This window comes from Streptomyces sp. NPDC002676 (genome assembly GCF_053592455.1).
Window position 1 is genome coordinate 1 of record NZ_JBSFVT010000008.1, and the last position, 15,658, is coordinate 15,658.

The 15,658-nt window shown below is 70.0% G+C and carries 14 protein-coding genes and 2 pseudogenes; 8 read left to right on the forward strand and 8 right to left on the reverse strand.

Annotation, left to right across the window (positions count from 1 at the left end; all coding sequences use genetic code 11):
• Window positions 1–267: 267 nt before the first annotated feature.
• A complete protein-coding gene (locus ACWD3E_RS22790) occupies window positions 268–2,451 on the reverse strand; it encodes a DEAD/DEAH box helicase (protein ID WP_451389381.1) in 2,184 nt (727 codons plus the stop codon).
• Between the two features lie 76 nt (window positions 2,452–2,527).
• On the opposite strand from ACWD3E_RS22790, the pseudogene ACWD3E_RS22795 reads away from it, so the two are divergent.
• Together ACWD3E_RS22795 and ACWD3E_RS22800 are read left to right on the forward strand one after the other, a co-directional pair.
• Window positions 2,528–2,614, forward strand: a pseudogene (locus tag ACWD3E_RS22795) (type II toxin-antitoxin system Phd/YefM family antitoxin); the annotation flags it as partial.
• Window positions 2,607–2,687 (forward strand): annotated as a pseudogene (locus tag ACWD3E_RS22800) (type II toxin-antitoxin system RelE family toxin); the annotation flags it as partial. The pseudogenes ACWD3E_RS22795 and ACWD3E_RS22800, both read left to right, overlap by 8 nt.
• Before the next feature lie 95 nt (window positions 2,688–2,782).
• Here ACWD3E_RS22800 and ychF read toward each other — a convergent pair.
• Window positions 2,783–3,871, reverse strand: coding sequence for a redox-regulated ATPase YchF (gene ychF / locus ACWD3E_RS22805; RefSeq protein ID WP_451389382.1), 1,089 nt, complete (start codon window positions 3,869–3,871; stop codon window positions 2,783–2,785).
• A gap of 357 nt (window positions 3,872–4,228) precedes the next feature.
• Here ychF and ACWD3E_RS22810 point away from each other — a divergent pair, with 357 nt between their 5' ends.
• Entirely contained in the window at window positions 4,229–4,645 is a 417-nt protein-coding gene (locus ACWD3E_RS22810; protein WP_451389383.1) for a DUF6542 domain-containing protein, read from the forward strand.
• Between the two features lie 76 nt (window positions 4,646–4,721).
• Here the strand turns inward: ACWD3E_RS22810 and ppgK are convergent, their stop codons facing one another.
• Together ppgK and ACWD3E_RS22820 are read right to left on the reverse strand one after the other, a co-directional pair.
• The gene (ppgK, locus tag ACWD3E_RS22815) at window positions 4,722–5,480 is read right to left on the reverse strand and encodes a polyphosphate--glucose phosphotransferase (protein ID WP_451389384.1); all 759 of its coding nucleotides are present in this window, start codon (window positions 5,478–5,480) and stop codon (window positions 4,722–4,724) included.
• Between the two features lie 73 nt (window positions 5,481–5,553).
• Window positions 5,554–6,570, reverse strand: coding sequence for a 4-hydroxy-3-methylbut-2-enyl diphosphate reductase (locus ACWD3E_RS22820; protein ID WP_451389385.1), 1,017 nt, complete (start codon window positions 6,568–6,570; stop codon window positions 5,554–5,556).
• 126 nt (window positions 6,571–6,696) lie between these two features.
• On the opposite strand from ACWD3E_RS22820, the gene xseA reads away from it, so the two are divergent.
• The 3 genes from xseA (at window position 6,697) to ACWD3E_RS22835 (ending at window position 8,960) form a co-directional block, all read left to right on the forward strand.
• Window positions 6,697–7,905 carry an exodeoxyribonuclease VII large subunit gene (gene xseA, locus ACWD3E_RS22825; RefSeq protein ID WP_451389386.1) on the forward strand — a complete coding sequence of 403 codons (1,209 nt, stop codon included), beginning with the start codon at window positions 6,697–6,699 and terminating at the stop codon, window positions 7,903–7,905.
• A gap of 85 nt (window positions 7,906–7,990) precedes the next feature.
• Window positions 7,991–8,236: an exodeoxyribonuclease VII small subunit gene (locus ACWD3E_RS22830; RefSeq protein ID WP_451389387.1), complete on the forward strand. Its 246-nt coding sequence runs from the start codon at window positions 7,991–7,993 to the stop codon at window positions 8,234–8,236.
• 133 nt (window positions 8,237–8,369) lie between these two features.
• Window positions 8,370–8,960, forward strand: a complete 591-nt coding sequence (locus tag ACWD3E_RS22835; RefSeq protein WP_451389388.1) for a malonic semialdehyde reductase — start codon at window positions 8,370–8,372, stop codon at window positions 8,958–8,960.
• An 85-nt stretch (window positions 8,961–9,045) separates the two neighbouring features.
• Here the strand turns inward: ACWD3E_RS22835 and ACWD3E_RS22840 are convergent, their stop codons facing one another.
• Complete coding sequence (locus tag ACWD3E_RS22840; protein WP_451389389.1) at window positions 9,046–9,579, reverse strand: DUF4245 domain-containing protein; 534 nt, start codon at window positions 9,577–9,579, stop codon at window positions 9,046–9,048.
• Window positions 9,580–9,706: 127 nt separating this feature from the next.
• Between ACWD3E_RS22840 and glpX the strand changes: the two genes are divergently transcribed.
• A complete protein-coding gene (gene glpX / locus ACWD3E_RS22845; protein ID WP_451389390.1) occupies window positions 9,707–10,741 on the forward strand; it encodes a class II fructose-bisphosphatase in 1,035 nt (344 codons plus the stop codon).
• Window positions 10,742–10,859: 118 nt separating this feature from the next.
• Here glpX and ACWD3E_RS22850 read toward each other — a convergent pair whose 3' ends face one another.
• Both ACWD3E_RS22850 and ACWD3E_RS22855 read right to left on the reverse strand, forming a co-directional pair.
• Window positions 10,860–11,234 (reverse strand): WhiB family transcriptional regulator, encoded by a 375-nt coding sequence (locus ACWD3E_RS22850; RefSeq protein ID WP_451389391.1) that lies wholly within the window; start codon window positions 11,232–11,234, stop codon window positions 10,860–10,862.
• Window positions 11,235–11,362: 128 nt separating this feature from the next.
• A complete protein-coding gene (locus tag ACWD3E_RS22855; protein WP_451389392.1) occupies window positions 11,363–12,085 on the reverse strand; it encodes a DUF1707 SHOCT-like domain-containing protein in 723 nt (240 codons plus the stop codon).
• 155 nt (window positions 12,086–12,240) lie between these two features.
• Between ACWD3E_RS22855 and ACWD3E_RS22860 the strand changes: the two genes are divergently transcribed.
• On the forward strand, window positions 12,241–13,911 hold the full coding sequence (locus ACWD3E_RS22860) for a fumarate hydratase (RefSeq protein WP_451389393.1): 1,671 nt from the start codon (window positions 12,241–12,243) through the stop codon (window positions 13,909–13,911).
• Between the two features lie 211 nt (window positions 13,912–14,122).
• On the opposite strand, the gene ACWD3E_RS22865 is transcribed toward ACWD3E_RS22860, so the two are convergent.
• Window positions 14,123–15,628 carry a ricin-type beta-trefoil lectin domain protein gene (locus ACWD3E_RS22865; RefSeq protein ID WP_451389394.1) on the reverse strand — a complete coding sequence of 502 codons (1,506 nt, stop codon included), beginning with the start codon at window positions 15,626–15,628 and terminating at the stop codon, window positions 14,123–14,125.
• Window positions 15,629–15,658 lie beyond the last annotated feature (30 nt).

Genomic DNA, 15,658 nt, shown 5'->3' on the forward strand with positions numbered 1-15,658 from the left:
TGGGCCGTTCCGACGAGTGAGACTTTAGCGGATTCCTTGCTCCCGAGCTAATCGGGGCTGCGCTCTTTCGAACGCGGATTCCTCATTTCGCAAATACGCATGCCAAAGAGGTCGACGCAGGGGCGCCGAGTCTTGGCTGGTACTTGCGGAATGGCTGTCCGGGGACCGACCGGAGTCGACGCTCACGTCGGACAGCTCGCAGAACAGTACGGATCGGGGAGCCCTGTGTCAACTTTGGCCCTGGGGCTTGCCCACCGGGCACGTCGCCTACGGGTGTCCCGCGGACTCTTTGCCGACAGCTCCCAGCCGCGCCTGCTCCTCCTCGACGATCTGGCGGGCCATCGCCGTGTCCGAAACGTCGACCGCGTCCGGCGTCGACTCGGCGACCGCGCTGCGGCGCGCGTACGCGTCGAACAGGCGGGTCTTGTTCTTCAGCATCTCCACCATCCGCTCGTCCACCCCGCGGGTGGTGAGCAGCCGGTGCACCCGGACCGAACGCACCTGCCCCATGCGATGGGCCCGCGCCACCGCCTGGTGTTCGATGGTCGGTTTGATCTGGGGCTCACAGATGATCACGACGGACGCGGCCTGCATGTTGAGCCCCACCCCCGCCGCCTCGATCTGCGCCACCAGCACCGCATGACCCGGCACGGCGGCAAACTCGTCCACCAGCTGCTGACGGCGCGCGGGTGGCACGCTTCCCGAGATCGGACCGAACACCTGAGCGCCACCATTGCTCCGCGCGCCATCCAGCGTGTCCTTCACCGTTCCAAGGACATCCCTGAAGTTGGAGAACACCACCACCTTCAGCCCGTTCTCGGCGGCGTCCTCGACGATCTCGCGCAGCCGGTTCAGCTTGGCCGACTTCTCGGGGCGCGCGTACGCCGCTCTGCGCATCGCCATGAAGTTGCCGGCGCGCACGGCCTCGCGGTAGGCATCTTCGTCCGACGCACTCAGTTCCTCCCACTCGTCCGTCTGCTGGAGCGCGGGCAGTTCGGTCAGGACATCCTGCTGGTTGCGGCGCAGATAGACCGGGGCGACGGCCTTCCGGAATGCCTTGGAACCGGCCACTGCGTCACGGTCGCCGACAACCCCTGCCAGGTGCGGCTGGAGAATCTGCACGAGGCTGCGGAACTCGGCGACTCGGTTCTCCATGGGCGTGCCGGTCATGAAGAGAACGCGTTCGCAGTGCCCGGACCACTCCGTCACGGCTTGGGAGCGACGCGTCTTCGCATTCTTCACGTAGTGCGCCTCGTCCACGACCAGCATCCCCAGCTCGCCGCCGCCAGGGGCCGGGAAGCCGCGCAGGGCGTCGAAGGTAGTCACCCCTACGCCGCCCCGGCCCTTCCAGTCGGCGAACGCTTCCTGTCTGTCGGGGCCGTGAAGAGGCGTCACGCGCAGCTTGCTGCGGGCCTCGATCTCGCGTGTCCAGTTGATCAGGACGCTGGCCGGGCAGACGACCATGAAGTGAGTCTGCCCCTCGGCAGCGAGATGAGCCAGAGCGGCGATGGCCTGGATGGTCTTGCCGAGCCCCATCTCGTCGCCAAGGATCACCTTGCGTTGCGCCAGGGCGAAGCGCGCCCCGAAGGCTTGATAGCCGCGCAGCGACACCCGCCGGTGAGTGTCATCAAGCATCTGGTCGCGGACCCGCTCGGCAACCTCGTCGGGCAGGAACCCCTCGGCAGCGGCAGTGTCGGGGCTGCGGCCGGAGATCTCCGCGAGCAGGCTGTAGTACTCGGCGGAACGCAGCTCGAAGTCGACCCAGGCGGCAACCTCGGTCGAGGTACCGCGCAGCAGATCCACCGAGGCCTGTGCAAGCAGCTCCGGCACACCGCCCCGCGCCGCTTCCTCGGCCAGCCTGCGGACCTCTGCAACGGCCTCCAGCACCCGAGCTCGTTTGGCCTGTCCCACCAGCAGCATCCGCAGCCGTCTGGCGGCCGGCTTGGCCTCGGCCAGCAGCGGACCGAGCCGCTCCGAGAGAGCCACGGCCGTGTCGACGGCTCGCCGCGCATCGGGGCCCGCTTCCACCAGCACATGCAGGGCCATGACGAGTGAGGTGGTTCGCGGCTCCGGCCGATCCACGTCGATGTGGACGGCGACGGTCTCCCGGACGGCATCAGATATCTGACGTGCCGCCGCGATGACCTGATCGGCGGTCCGCTGCCCCACGCCAGGAATCTGTCGCAACCGGTAGGAACCGGCATCGAGTACCTGCCGGACCGATCGCAGGCCACTCTTCTCGACTTCCCCGAGCCTGAGCCGACCCTCGGTGACCTCCTTCAACCGGGCCACCGGGATGGCGTCCAGCGCTTGTTCCGCCGCCGTGTCGCAGATCGGCTTCAGCGCCGCCCGAACCGCCTCGACAGCCCGCCCGTGGTCGCCGGCCACCGCCTGCGCCGCCTCGTACAGCCGCCCTCCCGCGGCAACCGCCTCCCGCTCACTGCGCCCCATCCCGCCCCGGCCCCTCTCGCCATGTCCCCGCATACTGCCACCGCCGACCCCGGCACCGGCCGGGGCCCGCAGGTGCCGCATCATCGACGAGCGCATGGCGAGCCCGGCCGTCGGCGTCCCGATCGAGGACGTGATGAGGGAGACGCCGGCACGCAGTGAGTGACTACCGCACGGTGTTCCGGCCCGAGGCCCAGGCCGAGCTGCGCAAGATCCCGCGGGACATGGCGCTTCGCATCCGGCTTCCCGGTTCTGCGGACTGCTGCGGACAGCTGCGGACAGCACAACGGCCTGACCTGCATTCTCGCAGGTCAGGCCGTTTGTCCACGTCCAATCAGACGTTGAAGCGGAACTCCACCACGTCCCCGTCCTGCATCACGTACTCCTTGCCCTCCATGCGGGCCTTGCCCTTCGCGCGGGCCTCGGCGACCGAGCCGGTTTCCAGCAGGTCGGCGAAGGAGATGACTTCGGCCTTGATGAAGCCCTTCTGGAAGTCGGTGTGGATCACGCCGGCCGCCTCGGGGGCCGTGGCGCCCTTCTTGATGGTCCAGGCGCGGGACTCCTTGGGGCCGGCCGTGAGGTAGGTCTGCAGGCCGAGGGTGTTGAAGCCGACGCGGGCCAGGGTGGCGAGGCCGGGCTCGTGCTGGCCGACGGACTCCAGGAGTTCCAGGGCCTCCTCCTCGTCCAGCTCGGCGAGGTCGGCCTCCAGCTTGGCGTTCAGGAAGATCGCCTCGGCGGGGGCGACCAGGGCGCGCTGCTCGTCCTTGAAGCCCTCGTCGGTCAGCTCGTCCTCGTCGACGTTGAAGACGTAGAGGAAGGGCTTCGTCGTGAGCAGGTGCAGGTCGTGGAGCAGCTCGGCGCGCTCGGTGCCCTGGACGATGCCCTGGGAGAAGAGGGTGTCGCCCTTCTCCAGGATCTCCTTGGCCTCTTCGACCGCCTTGACCTTCGGGGCCACGTCCTTCTTGATCCGCGACTCCTTCTGGAGGCGGGGCAGGACCTTCTCGATGGTCTGGAGGTCGGCGAGGATCAGCTCGGTGTTGATCGTCTCGATGTCGTCCTTCGGCGAGACCTTGCCGTCGACGTGGACGACGTTCTCGTCCTTGAAGGCACGGATGACCTGGCAGATCGCGTCGGACTCACGGATGTTCGCGAGGAACTTGTTGCCCAGGCCCTCACCCTCGGAGGCGCCGCGCACGATGCCCGCGATGTCGACGAAGTCGACCGTGGCCGGAAGGATGCGCTCCGAGCCGAAGATCGAGGCCAGCTGGGCCAGACGGCCGTCGGGGACGCCGACCACGCCGACGTTCGGCTCGATCGTGGCGAACGGGTAGTTGGCCGCCAGCACGTCGTTCTTGGTCAGGGCGTTGAACAGGGTCGACTTGCCGACATTCGGCAGGCCGACGATTCCGATCGTGAGCGACACGTTGCGACTTCCCGTAGATGAGTGGGCCAGGGGTGGTGTGCCAGGGGCCAGGGACCAGAGACCGACACTGGCCGATCCACCAGTTTACGGGGTTCCGGGCCACGCCCCCCTGTGAGCTTCGATGCTCGGGCCAAGCTCCCTTCATCGGCGTGTCTGAGGAGCGATTGAGCACATAAACAGACCTAAGTTGGTCCAGTGGAGCAACACAGAACGCGACCCCCGAACGACGGACCGCAAGGAGCGCGACGCGGCTCGCCGCCGCCCGCGTCCCTGCCGCCGCAGGCCCGGCGCCGCCCGGCGGGTGAGCGCAGGCCCGCCCCGGGTCCGGCCGCGCGGCAGGCACATGCTGCGCGGCAGGTGCGGGTCGCACGGCCGGTGCCGCCGGGCCGGAGGATGGCCCGGCCCCGGCTGACGGGGCTCGGTGGCGGGCTGTTCTGCGCCCTCGCGATGTTCCTGCTGGGATGCCTGGACCAGCTGCTGTTCGGCGCGTCCCTGCCGGTGTACGGCGTGCTGTTCCTGCCGGTGTGCGTGCTGACCGCGCTGTGGGTACGCGACAGTGATCTGCTGACCGCGCCCGTGGTCGTGCCGATCGCCTTCGCCGTGGGCCTGTTTCCGGTCTCCGACGGCAGCGCGGGGCTGCCGAGCCGGCTGATGGGGCTGGTCACCGGGCTCGCCACGCAGGCGGGCTGGCTGTACGGGGGGACGCTCGTCGCCGGGGTGATCGTGCTGGCACGCCGGGTGCGGCGGGTACGGCGCCGGCGTCGCCGGGGCTGACCAGCCGCCCCCAGCTCCCCCGGCCGCCCTCAGCTCCCCCGGCCCCCGGCTCCCTCGTCTCCCCCGGCGGCCCGTACTACGCCTGCGCCCCCTGCTGCGCCGCGTGCATCGCCGCGCCCACGATCCCCGCGTTGTTCTCCAGCTGGGCCGGGACGATCTCGGCCTTGATGCCTTCGATGAAGTGCAGGAACTTGTCCGCCTTGCGGCTCACCCCGCCGCCGATGATGAACAGCTCCGGCGAGAACAGCATCTCGACGTGCGCGAGGTACTTCTGGACGCGGCGGCCGGCCCAGTGCTCCCAGGTCAGCTCCTCGTCGTCCTTGGCCTTGCTGGAGGCACGGGTCTCCGCGTCGTGGCCCTTCAGCTCCAGGTGGCCCAGTTCGGTGTTGGGGACCAGGGCACCGTCCACGAAGACGGCGCTGCCGATGCCGGTGCCGAAGGTGAGCAGGATGACCGTGCCTCTGCGGCCCCGTCCGGCGCCGAACTGCATCTCGGCGACGCCGGCCGCGTCCGCGTCGTTGACCACGGTCACCGGCAGTCCGCCGAGCCGGCCGCTGAACAGCGCGCCCGCGTCCGTGTCGATCCAGCTCTTGTCGACATTCGCCGCCGTACGGACCGTGGCGCCGCCCGTGACCACCCCGGGGAAGGTCAGGCCGACCGGGCCCGTCCAGCCGAAGTGGTCCACGACCTGCTTCACCCCGTCGGCGACGCCGTCGGGCGTCGCCGGGTGCGGGGTGAGCACTTTGCACCGCTCCTGGGTCAGGTCGCCTCGCTCCAGGTCCACGGGAGCGCCCTTGATCCCGGATCCGCCGATGTCCACGCCGAAGATCTGCATGGCTCTACGTTACGACGGGCCACTGACAGTCACGCCGCGGACGTACGGGACGGAGTTCAGGACGCAGGGACGGTCACGCGTCCGCCGTACCCGATCCGCCGCGCTCGGCGACCAGGGCCGCCGCCTCCTCGCGCAGGTCACGGCGCAGTTCCTTGGGCAGCGAGAAGGTGATGGACTCCTCGGCCGCCTTGACCAGCTCCACGTCGCCGTAGCCGCGCTCGGCGAGCCAGTCCAGGACCTGCTCGACCAGGACCTCAGGGACGGAGGCGCCGGAGGTGACGCCGACCGTGGTGACGCCCTCCAGCCAGGCCTCGTCGATCTCGGCGGCGAAGTCCACCAGGTAGGCCTCACGGGAACCGGCCAGCTTCGCGACCTCGACCAGCCGCTTGGAGTTGGAGGAGTTCCGCGAGCCGACGACGATGACCAGCTCGGCCTCGGCGCCCATCTGCTTCACGGCGAGCTGGCGGTTCTGGGTGGCGTAGCAGATGTCGTCGCTGGGCGGGGAGACGAGCCCCGGGAACTTCGCCTTCAGGGCGTCGACGGTCTCCATGGTCTCGTCCACGGAGAGGGTGGTCTGGGAGAGCCAGACGACCTTCGACTCGTCGCGGACCTGGACTTTCGCGACGTCCTCGGGGCCGTCGACCAGCTGGATGTGGTCGGGGGCCTCGCCGGAGGTGCCGATGACCTCCTCGTGGCCCTCGTGCCCGATCAGGAGGATGTCGTAGTCGTCCTTGGCGTAGCGGACGGCTTCCTTGTGGACCTTGGTGACCAGGGGGCAGGTCGCGTCGATGGTGGCCAGGCGGCCCTGTCGGGCCTCCTCGTGGACCACCGGGGCGACGCCGTGCGCGGAGAACATCACGATGTTGCCCGGCGGCACCTCCTCCGTCCGCTCGACGAAGACGGCGCCCTTCTTCTCCAGGGTCTGCACGACGTACTTGTTGTGGACGATCTCGTGCCGGACGTAGATCGGGGCCCCGTACTGTTCGAGGGCCTTCTCGACGGCGATCACGGCGCGGTCCACACCGGCGCAGTAGCCACGGGGGGCGGCGAGCAGGACACGGCGGCCAGGCGAAGCGGTCATGGGACCCATCGTAAGGCCGCGTCCGGCGGGCCCTGTAAGCCGCTTCGGCCCTGAACGGGCCACGTCCTCACATGTCGGACGGGCCGGAAAGGCGGCGTCGGACAGAATGTCGGCGGCGGCCATTACCCTCGCGGCATGGCTGCCAACACGTCCCCGGAAGCTCCGCTCCCCGTCGGTGAGGTCTCCCGGCTCATCGGGGGGTGGATCGATCGGCTCGGGGCGGTGTGGGTCGAGGGGCAGATCACGCAGTTGTCGCGACGGCCGGGGGCCGGCGTGGTGTTTCTGACCTTGCGCGATCCGTCGTACGACATCTCCGTCAGCGTGACCTGCTTCCGGCAGGTGTTCGACGCCGTGGCCGACGTCGTCGGCGAGGGCGCCCGGGTCGTCGTCCTGGCGAAGCCGGAGTGGTACGCGCCGCGCGGGCAGCTGTCGCTGCGGGCCGCCGAGATCAGGCCGGTCGGCGTCGGCGAGCTGCTGGCCCGGCTGGAGCAGCTGAAGAAGGCGCTCGCGGCCGAGGGGCTGTTCGCGCCGGAGCGGAAGAAGCCGCTGCCGTTCCTGCCGCAGCTGATCGGGCTGGTCTGTGGCCGCGCCTCCGCGGCGGAGCGGGACGTGCTGGAGAACGCCCGGCACCGCTGGCCCGCCGTCCGCTTCGAGGTGCGCAACGTCCCCGTGCAGGGTGTGCACGCCGTCCCGCAGGTCGTGCAGGCCGTGAAGGAGCTGGACGCGATCGAGGACGTGGACGTGATCATCGTCGCGCGGGGCGGCGGCAGCGTGGAGGACCTGCTGCCGTTCTCCGACGAGCAGCTCGTGCGGGCGGTGGCGCAGTGCCGTACGCCGGTCGTGTCGGCCATCGGGCACGAGCCGGACAACCCGCTGCTCGACCACGTCGCCGACCTGCGTGCGTCCACGCCCACGGACGCGGCCAAGAAGGTCGTCCCGGACGTGGGCGAGGAGTTCGAGCGGGTGCGGATGCTGCGGGACCGGGCCCGGCGGTGCGTCGAGGCGTTCGTGGAGCGCGAGGAGAGGGGGCTGGCGCACGCGCTGGCCCGGCCCTCGATAGAGGATCCGCACCGGATGATCGACGAACGGGCCGATCATGTGGCCGCCCTGCTCGACCGCTCCCGGCGCACCCTCGGCCACCTGCTGGACCGCGCCGACTCCGAGCTGACGCACACGCACGCGCGCGTGGTGGCCCTCTCCCCCGCGGCGACGCTCCGGCGCGGGTACGCCGTCCTCCAGAACGCCGAGGGGCACGTGGTGCGCGGGCCGGACGAGGTGACCGCGGGCGAGCGCCTGCGGGCGCGGGTCGCCGGAGGCGAGTTCTCCGTACGAGTCGATGGCTGAGTTCTCCGTGCGAGTTTGTGGCTGAGTTCGCCGTACGCGTCGATGTCCAGTCGATGCCCAGTGGATCTTCGAGAAGGGTGAGTGGATGACCAGCAAGGTGGACGAGGCGCTCTCGTACGAGCAGGCGCGGGACGAGTTGATCGAGGTCGTACGGCGGCTGGAGGCGGGCGGCACGACGCTGGAGGAGTCCCTGGCGCTGTGGGAGCGCGGCGAGGAGCTGGCCGCGGCGTGCCGGCGCTGGCTGGAGGGGGCGCGGGCCCGGCTGGACGCGGCGCTCGCCGAGAAGGAAGAGGGAGCCGGGGAGGGCGAGGGAAGCGGGGACGCCGGGTAGGCAGGCGCGCCTCGCTGTGAAGCGGATCACCATGCTCCCGTTTTGGTTGAACGTTAAACCTAACCGGCGTATGGTCGGTGTTGTCAGCCGGTCCAGCACCTCGGACCGGGACACGCACCTGAGGAAGTCACGTATGTCTCTCGTTCTTGACCCCGCCGCCCAGGACCTGCTGTTCCGCGAGGCCCGCACCGCCAACACCTTCACCGACGAGCCGGTGACCGACCAGCAGGTCCAGGCCATCTACGACCTGGTCAAGTACGGCCCCACCGCCTTCAACCAGAGCCCGCTGCGCATCACCCTGGTCCGCTCCGCCGAGGCCCGTGAGCGCCTGGTCCAGCACATGGCCGAGGGCAACCAGCCCAAGACCGCCACCGCCCCGCTGGTCGCGATCCTCTCCGCGGACAACGAGTTCCACGAGGAGCTGCCGGCCCTCTTCCCGCACTTCCCGCAGGCGAAGGACGTGTTCTTCGGCGAGCGCCCGGTCCGTGAGGGCTCCGCCGCGCTGAACGCCGCCCTGCAGGCCGCGTACTTCATCGTCGGCGTCCGTGCCGCGGGTCTCGCCGCCGGCCCGATGACCGGCCTCGACTTCGAGGGCGTCCGCAAGGAGTTCCTGGACGACGACCACACCCCGCTGATGGTCGTCAACATCGGCAAGCCGGGCGAGGACGCCTGGTTCCCGCGCTCGCCGCGCCTGGCCTACGACGACGTCGTCACGACCGTCTGATCCGAGACGGCAGCACAGCGCAGTGAACGAGAAAGAGGCCCCCGGCACCGCCGGGGGCCTCTTCTCACGTCCGCTTCCGGACCTGCTAGCCCTTCGCCATCTTCAGGGCCGCCGCCATCTTCGTCAGCTGACCGAAGGACGCCGTGCCCGCCACGACCGTGGTGGAGCCGGAGGTGTCCTCCAGGACGAGGGCCTCGTACCGGCCGCCCGAGTAGCGGGTCCAGGTCCGGCCGCCGATGTTCTCGGTCTGCTTCGTCGCCTTCGCGCCCTGGCTGGCCTCGTGGATGAAGTCCCCGCGGTTCTGCCTGCCCTGCTCGATCTGCACGTACTGGCCCTCGGGGTCCTGGAAGCCCAGGTGCCAGTGCTGGGCGTCCTTGCTGTCGTAGGTGACCGAGGTCGCCTTCCAGTCCTTCGACAGCCCCTCCGGCGCGGCCACCGGATAGCTCGCCGCGCGGCGCGCCGTAACCAGCTCCACGCTGTAGTCGACCCGCTTGATCCCGGGAGCGTGATCGTCGTGCGGGACGACGAGATAGACGATCGCCGCCGCCATCACGCACACGCCCAGGGACTGGACCAAGCCCCGGACCGTCTTCTTCTGCTTGCCGTAGGAACCTGCCACGCCCCCTATCGTCGCAGGTGCCCGAGGCGCTCATCCGTGGGGTCCCCTGCTCATTTTGTCTGCCTAACGATAGAGTCGTGGCCATCACCCTCATCCGGCCGTCGTCGTATCAGAAAGGTGCGCTCCGATGACCGAGCACCATCACCTGCCGTCAGAACTCGATGTGCCCTCCGAGGCCCCCGACCGCAACCTCGCCCTGGAGCTCGTCCGGGTGACCGAGGCCGCGGCCATGGCCGCCGGCCGCTGGGTCGGCCGCGGCGACAAGAACGGCGCCGACGGTGCCGCGGTGCGCGCCATGCGGACCCTCGTCTCCACCGTCTCGATGAACGGCGTCGTCGTCATCGGTGAGGGCGAGAAGGACGAGGCCCCGATGCTCTTCAACGGAGAGCGCGTCGGCGACGGCACCGGGCCCGAGGTCGACATCGCCGTCGACCCGATCGACGGCACCACGCTGACCGCCAAGGGCATGCCGAACGCGATCGCGGTCCTCGCGGCCACCGAGCGCGGCGCCATGTTCGACCCGTCCGCCGTGTTCTACATGGACAAGCTCGTCACCGGGCCCGAGGCGGCCGACTTCGTCGACATCGACGCGCCCGTGGCCGTGAACATCCGCCGGATCGCCAAGGCGAAGCGGTCCGCGCCCGAGGACGTCACCGTCGTCATCCTCGACCGGCCCCGGCACGAGGGCATCATCAAGGAGGTCCGGGAGGCCGGCGCCCGCATCAAGCTGATCACCGACGGCGACGTCGCCGGCTCGATCCTCGCCCTGCGCGAGGGCACCGGCATCGACCTGCTGCTCGGCATCGGCGGCACCCCCGAGGGCATCATCTCGGCCTGCGCCGTGAAGTGCCTGGGCGGCACCATCCAGGGCAAGCTGTGGCCGAAGGACGAAGCGGAGCGGCAGCGGGCCCTCGACGCCGGGCACGACCTCGACCGGGTGCTGACCACCGAGGACCTGGTCCAGGGCGAGAACGTGTTCTTCGTCGCCACCGGCATCACCGACGGCGAGCTGCTGCGCGGCGTCCGGTACCGGTCGGAGACCGCGACCACCGACTCCATCGTGATGCGCTCGAAGTCCGGCACCGTGCGGCGGATCGACTCCGAGCACCGGCTGAGCAAGCTGCGGGCCTACAGCGCGATCGACTTCGACAAGGCGAAGTAGGCGGACGGCCGGTGTTCACATGACCGGCCCTTGAACGGGGAAGCGCCCTCTGTGCGGAGAGGGCGCTTCCCCGTTCGGCGTATCAGCCCGCCAGGCGGCTCAACCCGTCATGCGGCGCTCAACCCGCCATGCGGTTCGCCGTCGCCCTCGCCGCCTTCTTCAGCTCCACGTCGCGGCGGCGGCGCCGCGCCAGGACCACCCGGCGCTCCGCCGCCGTCAGGCCGCCCCAGACGCCGTACGGCTCGGGCTGCAGCAGCGCGTGCTCCCGGCACTCGACCATGACCGGACAGCGGGCACAGACCCGCTTGGCGGCCTCCTCGCGGGACAGCCGGGCGGCGGTCGGCTCCTTCGACGGAGCGAAGAAGAGGCCTGCCTCGTCGCGCCGGCACACCGCCTCGGTGTGCCAGGGTGTGTCCTGGTCCCTGTCACGCGCCGGCACCCGCTGGACCGGAACGGCGGCTAGCTGCAGGGACGAATGCGGCGGTTGAGGCACGGTCTACTCCTGACGACGGCTTCGCGAGCGAGAGACGATGCAGCAAGGCCTACCCGCTGTGCGCGGGCCTATGCACAGAGTTCCCAACAGCGGGCGCACAGGGGCTTGTTCACGCCCCTCGCGGGCCGTCAGCCGTCCAGGTGTTTGCGCAGCTTCCGGTCGACCTTGTCCTGCACCTTCTCCTGGACGCGTTCGAGGATGTCCGCCACGCGCTTGCCGCGCCTGGGGCGCGCCTCCACATTGCCGAGTACGGCCCACCCGTCGACGTAGACGACGGGCGCGTCGGACTCGACGGAATCCAGCGTGTCCACCTCGAAGTTGCCGAGCACACCGCCGCCGGTGCCGCGCAGCGACACGTTCTCCGGGACCCTGATCTGCACGTCACCGAAGACGGAGACGGCCTTGATGACGACCTGCTGGTACTCGAAGATCGCCTCGCTGAGGTCGATCTCCACGCTGCCGAAGACCGAGTACGCATGCAGCCGGCGGCCCGCACGCCAGCGGCCCTTGCGCGCCGCCGCACTGAAGACGGCCACCACGTTGGCGTCCGCCACGGCCGGGACCGCGCCGGGCGTGGGGCCGGGCGGGGCCGGGGTGTACGCGCGGGCCGTGGGCCGCTGGTGGGCGGCGGGCAGGTCCCGGATGAAGACGTCCAGCTCACCGACCGTCTTGGCGTGCAGCACCCCCTCGACGCGCTCGGCGTGTTCGTCCGCGGTCAGCCGGCCCTCGGCGAGGGCCTCGCGGAGGATGTCGGCGACGCGGTCACGGTCGGCGTCCGAGGCGCGCAGTTCGGTGACGCGCGGCTCGGCGTCCTGGAGTCGGGCGGGCTGGGCGGGCTTCTGAAGGTCCACGACAGCAGCGTACCGAAACGCGATAGATCGCGACTAGGGGGTGTGGACACGTACTGAGCCCTACCTCACAGGTTCCGCGCCCACGGCAGGTTCTACGCTGGTGTGGCCCGCCAGCGTCGGCGGGCCGCCGTCGTCAGAGTGAGGAATGGGCTGAGATGCCTGAGTTCGCGTACACCGATCTGCTCCCCCAGGGTGAGAACACCACCCCGTACCGGCTGGTGACGTCCGAGGGCGTCTCCACCGTCCAGGGGCCCGACGGCCGTACGTTCCTCAAGGTGGAGCCGGAGGCGCTGCGCAAGCTGGCCGAGGAGGCCATCCACGACATCCAGCACTACCTGCGCCCGTCCCACCTCGCGCAGCTGCGCCGGATCATCGACGACCCCGAGGCGTCGAGCAACGACAAGTTCGTCGCGCTCGACCTGCTGAAGAACGCCAACATCGCGGCGGCCGGCGTGCTGCCCATGTGCCAGGACACCGGCACGGCGATCGTCATGGGCAAGCGCGGCCAGAACGTCCTCACCGAAGGTGAGGACGAGAAGAACCTGTCGCACGGCATCTACGACGCCTACACCAAGCTCAACCTGCGCTACTCGCAGATGGCTCCGCTCACCATGTGGGAGGAGAAGAACACCGGCTCCAACCTGCCCGCGCAGATCGAGCTGTACGCGACCGACGGCGGCGCCTACAAGTTCCTGTTCATGGCGAAGGGCGGCGGCTCGGCCAACAAGTCGTTCCTGTACCAGGAGACGAAGGCCGTCCTGAACGAGGCCTCCATGATGAAGTTCCTGGAGGAGAAGATCCGTTCGCTCGGTACGGCCGCCTGCCCGCCCTACCACCTGGCGATCGTCGTCGGCGGCACGAGCGCCGAGTACGCGCTGAAGACCGCGAAGTACGCCTCCGCGCACTACCTGGACGAGATCCCGGCCGAGGGCTCGGAGCTGGGCCACGGCTTCCGGGACAAGGAGCTGGAGGAGAAGGTCTTCGAGCTGACGCAGAAGATCGGCATCGGCGCGCAGTTCGGCGGCAAGTACTTCTGCCACGACGTGCGGGTCGTCCGTCTGCCGCGGCACGGCGCGTCCTGCCCGGTCGCGATCGCCGTCTCCTGCTCGGCGGACCGCCAGGCCGTCGCCAAGATCACCGCCGAGGGTGTCTTCCTGGAGCAGCTGGAGACGGACCCGGCGCGCTTCCTGCCGGAGACGACGGACGAGCACCTGGAATCGGAAGGTGACGTCGTCAAGATCGACCTCAACCAGCCGATGGACACGATCCTCGCGGAGCTGACCAAGTACCCGGTCAAGACCCGCCTGTCCCTGACCGGCCCGCTGGTCGTGGCGCGTGACATCGCGCACGCGAAGATCAAGGAGCGGCTGGACGCGGGCGAGGAGATGCCGCAGTACCTGAAGGACCACCCGGTCTACTACGCGGGCCCGGCGAAGACCCCCGAGGGCTACGCCTCCGGTTCCTTCGGCCCGACGACGGCCGGACGCATGGACTCCTACGTCGAGCAGTTCCAGGCGGCGGGCGGCTCCAAGGTCATGCTCGCCAAGGGCAACCGCAGCAAGCAGGTCACCCAGGCGTGCGACGCCCACGGCGGCTTCTACCTCGGCTCCATCGGCGGCCCGGCCGCCCGTCTCGCCCAGGACTGCATCAAGAAGGTCGAGGTCCTGGAGTACGAGGAGCTGGGCATGGAGGCCGTCTGGAAGATCGAGGTCGAGGACTTCCCGGCGTTCATCGTCGTGGACGACAAGGGCAACGACTTCTTCCAGGACCCCGCTCCGGCGCCGACGTTCACGACGATTCCGGTGCGCGGCCCGGGCCTGGCGTAGTGCCTGTGGGCGGCGGGGGAGGGTTCTCGCCCCCGCCGCCCCGACCCGTCCCATCCCCCAGGGGCTCCGCCCCTTCGACCCCGTCGGCCCCTGAGGGCCTCGTCCTCAAACGCCGGACGGGCTGGTTGATGGCCCCCCGCCTTTCTTCCGACCGAGTCGGGTGGTGGGTGGGCAAAGGCCGGGGGGCAAGGGGGCGGAGCCCCCTGGCCGGTCAGCTGAAGTGCTGGCCCGCTGAACCGTCGCAGCTCTGCAGCCGGACCCGGTCCCGGGCGGCTGCGTGCGTCAGGCACAGCCCCTGCGCCCCTGCCGGGCGGATCGTGCCGGACTGGCGGACGAACTGCTGGTTGGTGCCGCCGTGGCAGTTCCAGATGATCAGGCCCGTGCCGGCGGTGTAGTTGCCGCCCGGCACGTCCAGGCACCGGTCCTGGGTCAACTCCACGTGCAGGGAGCGCTGTTCGGGGTCGTACCACCAGCCCTGGTTGCGCCCGCCGTGACAGTCCCAGCCGAGCACCTCGGTGCCGTTCGCGCTCGACCCGCCCGAAGCGTCCAGGCAGTTCCCGGTGGCCTGGTCGGTCAGCGGGCGGTAGGCGTCGTCCCAGGCGCCCTGGTACAGCTTCGGGCTGCCGGTGCTCGCCGGGTCGGTGCAACCGGCCTCACGGTAGCCGGAGTTGTAGAACTGGGTCAGGCAGGACGCGAAGGCCCCGTGCCCCCGGTAGTTGGGGTGGAAGGACTGCCGTACCGAATTGGAGTCCGGCGGGAACGGGTTGGAGAGGTCGACGTACAGGCCCCGCGCCCACGTGTCCTCCATGCAGACCTCGTGGCCCTGGAAGAGGCGGGAGTTGTCGAGGTAGTACGCCCCGCTCTCCTCGGCCGCCCTGCGCATCCCGCGCTCGAAGGCCGGCACGGCGGTGTTGCGGCCCCAGGCGGCGTCGGAGTCGTAGCCCTCGCAGCCGCCGGCGAGCTTGCCCGGGAAGTTCGGGTTGTCGCGGAAGTCGGGGCTGATCGGGCTCGGGTAGCCCATGAGGACGAGCTTGTAGTCGTCGTCGCCGTAGCCCGCGTCCCGCATGACCGTCTTCAGGTCGGCGACGGTCGACTCCACCTTCGGGACCAGCCCGTCGACCCGGGCCTGCCAGCCGGGGGCGTACTTGGGCTCGCAGGTGCCCTGGAGGGTGAGATAGCGGGTGACGCAGTCGGTCATGACCGGGCCGAACTGGAGGTCGTCGTTGGCGCCGACGACCAGCACGATCATCTTGATCCGGGTGTTGCGGGCCTTGATGGCGAGGCTGTCGCTCTGGACCAGTTCGTCGGCGTACTGCTTGCTGCCGCCGATGCGGATGTTGCCGGTGTAGGCACCCGAACAGGCGACGTTGTAGGTGACGTCCGCGGGGATGCCGGTGCGGTGGATGGCCGAGTCGGGCGAGCGGTGGCACCAGTTGTCCGGGCCGTTGGTGCCGGGTTCGTAGGAGCCGACGCCCTCGCCGGAGATCTCGCTGTCGCCCAGGGAGATCAGGGCGGTCTTGCGGTCGGCGAGGGGCCGTTCGGCCGGGTCGCCGTAGAGGGCGGTGGCCTCGGCGGCCCGGATGCGTTCCAGGTCGGCCGGGAGGGGGGTGGTGGTCTGGGCCGCGTGGGCGGCGGGGGCCGCGAGGCCCGCGAAGACGGTGGCCGCCGCCGCGACAGCGACGGCCGTCGATCTGATCCTGGATCTGACGCGTTTCATGACGCCTCCCCGAAGCAGGTGTTACCCCCG

Coding starts and splice junctions, on each gene's coding strand:
- ACWD3E_RS22790 (WP_451389381.1), bottom strand. CDS start 2,451: ATGGGGCGCAGTGAGCGGGAGGCGGTTGCCGCGGGAGGGCGGCTGTAC.
- ppgK (WP_451389384.1), bottom strand. CDS start 5,480: ATGCAGATCTTCGGCGTGGACATCGGCGGATCCGGGATCAAGGGCGCT.
- ACWD3E_RS22820 (WP_451389385.1), bottom strand. CDS start 6,570: ATGGGTCCCATGACCGCTTCGCCTGGCCGCCGTGTCCTGCTCGCCGCC.
- xseA (WP_451389386.1), top strand. CDS start 6,697: ATGGCTGCCAACACGTCCCCGGAAGCTCCGCTCCCCGTCGGTGAGGTC.
- ACWD3E_RS22830 (WP_451389387.1), top strand. CDS start 7,991: ATGACCAGCAAGGTGGACGAGGCGCTCTCGTACGAGCAGGCGCGGGAC.
- ACWD3E_RS22835 (WP_451389388.1), top strand. CDS start 8,370: ATGTCTCTCGTTCTTGACCCCGCCGCCCAGGACCTGCTGTTCCGCGAG.
- glpX (WP_451389390.1), top strand. CDS start 9,707: ATGACCGAGCACCATCACCTGCCGTCAGAACTCGATGTGCCCTCCGAG.
- ACWD3E_RS22860 (WP_451389393.1), top strand. CDS start 12,241: ATGCCTGAGTTCGCGTACACCGATCTGCTCCCCCAGGGTGAGAACACC.
- ACWD3E_RS22865 (WP_451389394.1), bottom strand. CDS start 15,628: ATGAAACGCGTCAGATCCAGGATCAGATCGACGGCCGTCGCTGTCGCG.